The organism is Kitasatospora sp. NPDC034533 (assembly GCF_055575155.1).
Genome location: NZ_JBVITE010000132.1, coordinates 1 through 7,209 on the forward strand (window position 1 = coordinate 1; position 7,209 = coordinate 7,209).

The window sequence follows — 7,209 nt, forward strand, 5'->3', positions numbered from 1 at the left end:
GCAAGACGCTCGGCTGGGATACCCCAGCCGAGCGTCTACGTGATCTACTCACCACCTGAAACCAAGTGGTGTTGCGACGACCCCTTGAACCCAAGATCCCGGTGGGGCCCTCCGCCGTGCTCGGCCTCAGCCCTGCGGCCAGACCTCGGCCAGCATCTTCCGGGTGTCCGCCAGCAGCTGCGGCAGCACCTTGGTGTGGCCGACCACCGGCATGAAGTTGGTGTCCCCGCCCCAGCGCGGCACCACGTGCTGGTGCAGGTGCGCCGCGATCCCGGCCCCGGCCGCCGCGCCCTGGTTCATCCCGATGTTGAACCCGTGCGCCCCGGAGGCCGCCCGCAGCGCCGTCATCGCCTTCTTGGTGAAGTCCGCCAGCTCGGCCGTCTCGGCCTCGTCCAGGCCGGTGTAGTCGGCCACGTGCCGGTACGGGACCACCATCAGGTGCCCGCCGTTGTACGGGTACAGGTTCAGCACCGCGAAGACCGCGCTGCCCCGGGCGATGACCAGCCCGTCCTCGTCGCTCAGGGACGGGATCGAGCAGAACGGACAACCGTCGTCCGGAGCCGGACCGGTGGGCTTGTTCTCACCCTGGATGTAGGCCATCCGATGGGGGGTCCACAGGCGGCGGAATCCGTCCGGCTCACCGACGCCCCGCTGAAGTTCCGGCTCAGTCGTCATGCTGATCAGCATATTCGCCCGGCGGTGCTTGCAAAGCCGCGCGGGGCAGACTCTTCGAGAGCCTGCCCCGCGCGTGACCGTCCCGCTACCGGATCACACCTGGATGCGGTTGTTCACGGCGTCCACGATCTCCCGCACGGCGTCCGCGACCGGAACGCCGTTCTTCTGCTCGCCGTTGCGGTAGCGGAACGACACCGCCCCCGCCTCGACGTCGTCGTTGCCGGCGATGAGCATGTACGGGGTCTTGGACCTCTGCGCGTTGCGGATCTTCTTCTGCATGCGGTCGTCCGAGGTGTCCACCTCGACCCGGATCCCGTGCTTCTTCAGCTCGGCCGCGACCTCCAGCAGGTACGGCACGTGCTCGTCGGTGATCGGGATGCCGGTCACGGTGACGGGGGCCAGCCACGGCGGCATGGCACCGGCGTAGTGCTCCAGCAGCACCGCGAAGAAGCGCTCGATCGAGCCGAACAGCGCCCGGTGGATCATGACCGGCCGCTGCCGCGAGCCGTCCGCCGCCGTGTACTCCAGGTCGAAGCGCTCGGGCAGGTTGAAGTCGAGCTGGATGGTCGACATCTGCCAGGTGCGGCCGATGGCGTCGCGCGCCTGGACCGAGATCTTCGGGCCGTAGAAGGCCGCGCCGCCCGGGTCCGGCACCAGCGGCAGGCCCTGCTTCTCGGCCACGCTCGCGAGGACGCGGGTGGCCTCCTCCCAGGTCTCGTCCGAGCCGACGAACTTGGTCTCGTCCTTGGTCGACAGCTCCAGGTAGAAGTCGGTCAGACCGTAGTCGCGCAGCAGGTTGAGCACGAAGGTCAGCGTGGAGTCGAGCTCCTCCGCCATCTGCTCGCGGGTGCAGTAGATGTGCGCGTCGTCCTGCGTGAAGCCGCGGGCACGGGTCAGGCCGTGCACGACGCCGGACTTCTCGTAGCGGTACACCGTCCCGAACTCGAAGAGGCGCAGCGGCAGTTCACGGTACGAGCGGCCGCGCGCGTCGAAGATCAGGTTGTGCATCGGGCAGTTCATCGGCTTGAGGTAGTAGTCCACGCCCTCGTCGAGCTGCATGGGCGGGTACATGCCGTCCGCGTACCAGTCGAGGTGGCCGCTCTTCTCGAAGAGCTTCCCCTTGGTGGCGTGCGGGGTGTAGACGAACTCGTAGCCCTCCTCCTCGTGCCGCCGGCGCGAGTAGTCCTCCATGGCCCGGCGGATGATGCCGCCCTTGGGGTGGAAGACGGCGAGGCCGGAGCCGATCTCCTCGGGGATGGAGAAGAGGTCGAGCTCGTTGCCGAGCTTGCGGTGGTCGCGCTTCTCGGCCTCGACGAGGAAGTCCAGGTGGGCCTTGAGCTCCTCCTTGGTCGGCCAGGCGGTGCCGTAGATGCGCTGCAGCATCGGGTTCTTCTCGCTGCCGCGCCAGTAGGCGGCCGCGTTGCGCATCAGCTTGAACGCCGGGATGTGCCGGGTGCTGGGCAGGTGCGGGCCGCGGCAGAGGTCGCCCCAGCACTGCTCGCCGGTCTTGGCGTCCAGGTTGTCGTAGATGGTGAGTTCGCCGGCGCCGACCTCGACGTCCGCGCCCTCGCCGGCGGTGGCGGCGGAGCCCTTGAGGCCGATCAGCTCCAGCTTGTACGGCTCGGCGGCCAGCTCCTCGCGGGCGGACTCGTCGGTGACCACCCGGCGGGAGAACTTCTGGCCCCGCTTGATGATCTCCTGCATCTTCTTCTCGATGGCCTTGAGGTCATCGGGGTGGAAGGGCTTCTCGACGTCGAAGTCGTAGTAGAAGCCGTCCTTGACCGGCGGGCCGATGCCGAGCTTGGCCTCGGGGAAGAGCTGCTGCACGGCCTGGGCCATGACGTGCGCGGTGGAGTGGCGCAGGATGTCGAGGCCGTCCTTGCTGCCGATCTCGACGGGCTCGACCTCGTCGCCGTCCTGGACGGCGTACGCGAGGTCCTTGAGCCGGCCGCCGACGCGGGCGGCGATGATCGAGCGGTCGTCGGCGAAGAGCTCGGCGGCCGTGGTGCCCGTCGTCACCACGCGCTCTTCCCGATCGGGTTCGCGGCTGATGGTTACCCGGACGTCCGTCACCGGTCTCTCCTGACGTGCTGGATTTCAGAGGACGCAGCACTGCGCTGCGCGTGACGATGGTACCGAGCGCGCCGCCCCCACCGTCCACCTACGCCCCTTCTCCCCCTCGCTCCGCCTTCTCCCCGAGCGCTTTCAGCAGCCGTTCGCGGTCGCCCTCCTCCCAGCCGCAGAGCTCCAGTCCGTGCGGGCGGGTCAGCCGGCGGAAGCCGCCCTGGCGGTCCAGCCGGCCGGAGACCCGGACCGGCACGCCCGCGAGGTGGGCCTCGGCGGCGAGCCGGTAGTCGGGGTCGGGCAGGCGGAGCTTGAGTTCGCGGACCTCCGCGCCGGCCAGCACCCGCAGCCGTACCGAGCCCGGTCCGGACGGGTCGGCGCGCTTGAGCCGGGTGACCACGCCGATCACGGTGACGGCGACGGCGGGCTCGCCTCGTTCCAGCAGTTCGGCGGCCTCCGCCAGGGCGGGCAGGTCGCCGGGTGAGAAGTCGAGGTCGATCCGGCGGTCCCCGAAGCCGCCCGGTGTCCCGGCGGCCGGCGACCAGGCGACGCTGAGCCGGGCGGCCGTCGCGTCGCGCACCAGCTCCTCGACGGAGCGGACGAGCTCCCGGCTGACCCCCGCCCGGACGGCGTTCCCGAAGGCCTCGGCCCGGTCGCTGACCCGGCGGTAGTCGACCGCGTCGCGCAGCGCCTCCAGGGCGCGGACGAGGGTGGTGACGGCGGCCCGGCCCTCGGGCGCGGGGGTGTACGCGGTGAGGGCGGCGCCCTGTTCGACCAGCAGGACGCGGTCCAGGAGGTCTTCGGCGAGGCCGTCCAGCCTGGCGCCGAAGTAGCCGGCCCTGGTCCGGGCGGCCTTGGCGCCCGCGGCGAGCATCCCGCGCGCCGCCCGGCGGAGCCGCTCGGCCTCGCCCCAGGAGGCGGCCTCGGCCGGGCCGGACGTCTCGCGGTGCCAGCGCAGTTCGTCGCCGGGGACGGCGAGGGCGAGCAGGATCGAGCGGGCCGAGGGGGTGCGGGAGCGGGAGAGCGCGGTGACGGCGTCGGTGAGGAGTTCGACGGCGTCGTCGAAGCCGTCCCCGGCCGGGACGAGCAGGCTGGTGCCGGGCTCGCCGTCGGGCGGGGTCCAGCGTCCGTACCGGGCGGCCGGGCCGCCGCGGCGGGTCCAGCCGTGCCGGGCGAGCAGGGTGGCCAGCACGGCCGGGTCGACGGCGGCCGGGTCGGGCAGGGGGCGGGCCGGTCCGTCCGGTCCGTGCGGCGGTGTCATGGATCCGGTTCCTCCCTGCCGGGGCCGGGCCGCCGTCACGGGCTGCCGCCCGCGCCGACCCGGGCCATGATGTCGCAGAGCGCGCGGTCGTCGAAGACCTTGTCGGTGGGCACCCGGACGTTGGTGCGCCGCTTCCCGGTGACGGGGTGGCCGGCCAGGTTGACCCAGTAGCAGCAGTGCCGCAGCTCCAGGGCGTCCGGGCGGGCCCGCAGCCAGTGGTCGACCCGGCGGGGCAGCAGCATCACGACCAGGAGCCGTGGCACGGCGACCCGGGGGCGGGCGAGCTTGCGCAGGTGGTCGTTGTCCAGGGTGAAGCTGAAGAACGGCCCGGCCGGGTCGGGCGCGACCTGCTGGGTGGCCTTGAGCTGGATCTTGACGGTGACCTCGTCGTCCACCCGGTGCGCCCGGGAGCCGTGGCTGACGTGCCAGTCGATGCCGTTGTCCGGGAACGGCTGGGAGAGCGAGCAGCCGGCCGCGGCGGCGACCGCGTGCAGGTAGCCGACCTGCAAGGTCTCCATGCAGGCGGTGACGGCGAGGTTCCCCCGCAGGACGGCCGCCGCCTCCTCGGGCTGCGGCTGGGTCAGTGCCATCGCCCCGTGCCCTCCCCCGGTTTCCGGGCCCGCCGCGCCGCGGCCGGGCCGGTCGATTCGAACGGGACAGTCGTGGGCAGGATCCCCGGTCGGGCTTGGGCCAAACGGGTTGAAGCGGCGTCAGGACCGGGTATCACCCGGGCGCAACGCTCGTCTGAGGGGCAGTCATGCAGCAGCACTGGTACACGGGCCCGCTCGCCTCCTTCGACACCGAGACGACCGGCGTGGACGTGGAGAACGACCGGATCGTCTCGGCCGCCCTGGTCGTCCAGCTCGCGCCGGGCGCACCGGCGCGGACCACCACCTGGCTCGCCGATCCGGGCGTGCCGATCCCCGACGGCGCCCGCGCGGTGCACGGCATCACCGACGAGCAGGTACGCGCCCACGGCCGTCCGGCCGCCGCCGTGGTGGCGGAGGTCACCGGCGCGCTGGCGGCCGAGGCGCGGGCCGGGCATCCGGTGGTGGTGATGAACGCGCCGTACGATCTGACGCTGCTGGACCGGGAGTTGCGCCGCCATCACGGGCTGACGCTGGCCGCCGGGGCGGCGGCCGGGCTGGTGGTGCTGGATCCGCGGGTGCTGGACAAGCACGTGGACCGCTACCGCAAGGGCCGCCGGACGCTGACCGACCTGTGCGCCCACTACGGCGTGGAGCTGGCCGGGGCGCACGAGGCGGCGGCGGACGCGACGGCGGCGCTGGCGCTGACCCGGAGAATAGGCGCCCGCTACCCGGCGGCGCTCGGCGGGCTGACGGCGGCGGAGCTGCACCTGCGGCAGGCGGTCTGGCACGCCGCGCAGGCGCGCGGGCTGCAGAGCTGGTTCGACCGCTCGGGAACGCCGGAGCGGGTGGACCTGTCCTGGCCGCTGCGGCCGGCCCGGTGCGGTTGCGGGCGCCGGCTGGAGCCGGGGCACGATTGCGAGGCGGCGGCGTAGCGGGGCCGGTGGCCCCGGCCCTCCGGACCCCGAACGCGCCGCAGGCCCTGACCGGTTTCCTGGTCAGGGCCTGCGTGCTGTCCGGGTGGGCGATACTGGGATCGAACCAGTGACCCCTTCGGTGTGAACGAAGTGCTCTCCCGCTGAGCTAATCGCCCGGGCAACGAGATGAACTCTAGCACCATTCAGGCCCGGTCGTACAACTCGGCCGTTCGGGAGTGACACCGACGCCTTCGCAGAACTCGCGCTCCGCGCGGAAGCTGACTGTGCCTCAGCCGATTACCGACGGCTCTTCAGGCCGATTCCGGAAATGCATGTGAGGCCCAGCCGATAATCGACTGGGCCTCACATATCACAATGCATTCCGGTGGGCGATACTGGGATCGAACCAGTGACCCCTTCGGTGTGAACGAAGTGCTCTCCCGCTGAGCTAATCGCCCGGGTGCAGAGAAAACATTACCGCATCCCGGGGGGTGCTCCGACCACCCTCCCGGTCGGCACCTCGCCACCCGGACGGCTCAGCCGGTGCCCGACGGCCGCGGACGGCCCCCGCTCGCGGCGCGGGCGCGGTGCGGCGTCCGTGCCGCCGGGTCCGGCCGGACCCGGCGCCGAGGTGGATCACCGGTCGGGCGGCGGCGGCACGATCGGCCCCGGCCCGGCGTGGCGCCCGCGGGCGGCGGGGCGGCGACCAGGGCCCGGGCCCGCGGGCCGATCACCCGACCGCCGTCAACGGGCGCGTCAACCGCCACGCCGGATTCACCCGTTCCCGTGTTCCCGGCCGTCTTGTCGTTTCGCACAGTCCCGCCGGGAAACTAACCAAGAAGCGCCCGGGTAATGCCGGGCCGGCCACCGCGAGGCGATTCCGCAATGCGCCGTAAGGGGTACGACTCGCGCCCGAATCGGGACAGAGGGGTTTACATCGGTCTTGGGGGTGGGATGGTCCGTTCGCCGACGTGCGATTCCCCGAGCGCACACTGAGCGAAAGGCCATGGCGCTTATGAACACCACGGTCAGCTGCGAGCTGCACCTGCGCCTCATCGTGTCCAGCGAGTCCTCACTGCCCGTCCCCGCGGGCCTGCGCTACGACACCGCCGACCCCTATGCCGTGCACGCCACGTTCCACACGGGCGCCGACGAGACCGTGGAGTGGGTGTTCGCCCGAGATCTCCTCGCGGAGGGGCTGCACCGACCCACCGGTACCGGCGACGTCCGGGTGTGGCCGTCCCGCAGCCACGGGCAAGGGGTGGTCTGCATCGCGCTGAGCTCTCCGGAAGGAGAGGCCCTGCTGGAGGCCCCGGCCCGGGCGCTTGAGTCGTTCCTCAAGCGGACGGACGCCGCGGTGCCCCCCGGCACCGAACACCGTCACTTCGACCTCGACCGGGAGCTGTCCCACATCCTCGCCGAAAGCTGATCCCGACCGGAGGCGGTCACGCCCCGCCGACGGCGGGGCCCTACCCCCTGCCGTCATCGCAGCCGTCCTACTCGGGGGCACGGCAGCGGACTCAGCCGCGCACGGCGCGGTCTCGGGGCCGGTGGGCGGTCCGTTCCCACCGGAGCGGGTCCACAGCACCGCAGGCGCAAGGGGGGGGAGGGGGGGGAGGGGGGGGGGGGGGGGGGGGGAGGGGGGGGGTGGGGGGGGGGGGGGGGGAGACCCCTGGGAGGGGAAGAAAGAAACACCAAAGAACAG

6 protein-coding genes and 2 tRNA genes are annotated in these 7,209 nt (G+C 72.2%); 2 read left to right on the top strand and 6 right to left on the bottom strand.

Going from position 1 to position 7,209, the window contains the following annotated elements; translation table 11 throughout:
* Window positions 1–126: 126 nt before the first annotated feature.
* The 4 genes from ACZ55U_RS38580 to ACZ55U_RS38595 all read right to left on the bottom strand — a co-directional run bounded on the left by ACZ55U_RS38580 (window position 127) and on the right by ACZ55U_RS38595 (window position 4,590).
* Window positions 127–687, bottom strand: coding sequence for an HIT family protein (locus ACZ55U_RS38580; RefSeq protein ID WP_465534234.1), 561 nt, complete (start codon window positions 685–687; stop codon window positions 127–129).
* Between the two features lie 81 nt (window positions 688–768).
* Complete coding sequence (gene thrS, locus ACZ55U_RS38585; protein ID WP_465534236.1) at window positions 769–2,748, bottom strand: threonine--tRNA ligase; 1,980 nt, start codon at window positions 2,746–2,748, stop codon at window positions 769–771.
* An 88-nt stretch (window positions 2,749–2,836) separates the two neighbouring features.
* Window positions 2,837–4,000, bottom strand: a complete 1,164-nt coding sequence (locus tag ACZ55U_RS38590) for a hypothetical protein (protein WP_465534238.1) — start codon at window positions 3,998–4,000, stop codon at window positions 2,837–2,839.
* A 35-nt stretch (window positions 4,001–4,035) separates the two neighbouring features.
* Window positions 4,036–4,590: a DUF4365 domain-containing protein gene (locus tag ACZ55U_RS38595; protein WP_465534240.1), complete on the bottom strand. Its 555-nt coding sequence runs from the start codon at window positions 4,588–4,590 to the stop codon at window positions 4,036–4,038.
* Between the two features lie 167 nt (window positions 4,591–4,757).
* Here ACZ55U_RS38595 and ACZ55U_RS38600 point away from each other — a divergent pair, with 167 nt between their 5' ends.
* Window positions 4,758–5,522 carry an exonuclease domain-containing protein gene (locus ACZ55U_RS38600; protein ID WP_465534242.1) on the top strand — a complete coding sequence of 255 codons (765 nt, stop codon included), beginning with the start codon at window positions 4,758–4,760 and terminating at the stop codon, window positions 5,520–5,522.
* 86 nt (window positions 5,523–5,608) lie between these two features.
* Here the strand turns inward: ACZ55U_RS38600 and ACZ55U_RS38605 are convergent.
* Both ACZ55U_RS38605 and ACZ55U_RS38610 read right to left on the bottom strand, forming a co-directional pair.
* Window positions 5,609–5,680, bottom strand: a tRNA-Val gene (locus ACZ55U_RS38605).
* A gap of 210 nt (window positions 5,681–5,890) precedes the next feature.
* Window positions 5,891–5,962: transfer RNA gene (locus ACZ55U_RS38610), tRNA-Val, on the bottom strand.
* Between the two features lie 557 nt (window positions 5,963–6,519).
* On the opposite strand from ACZ55U_RS38610, the gene ACZ55U_RS38615 reads away from it, so the two are divergent.
* On the top strand, window positions 6,520–6,933 hold the full coding sequence (locus ACZ55U_RS38615) for an SsgA family sporulation/cell division regulator (protein ID WP_030056266.1): 414 nt from the start codon (window positions 6,520–6,522) through the stop codon (window positions 6,931–6,933).
* Window positions 6,934–7,209 lie beyond the last annotated feature (276 nt).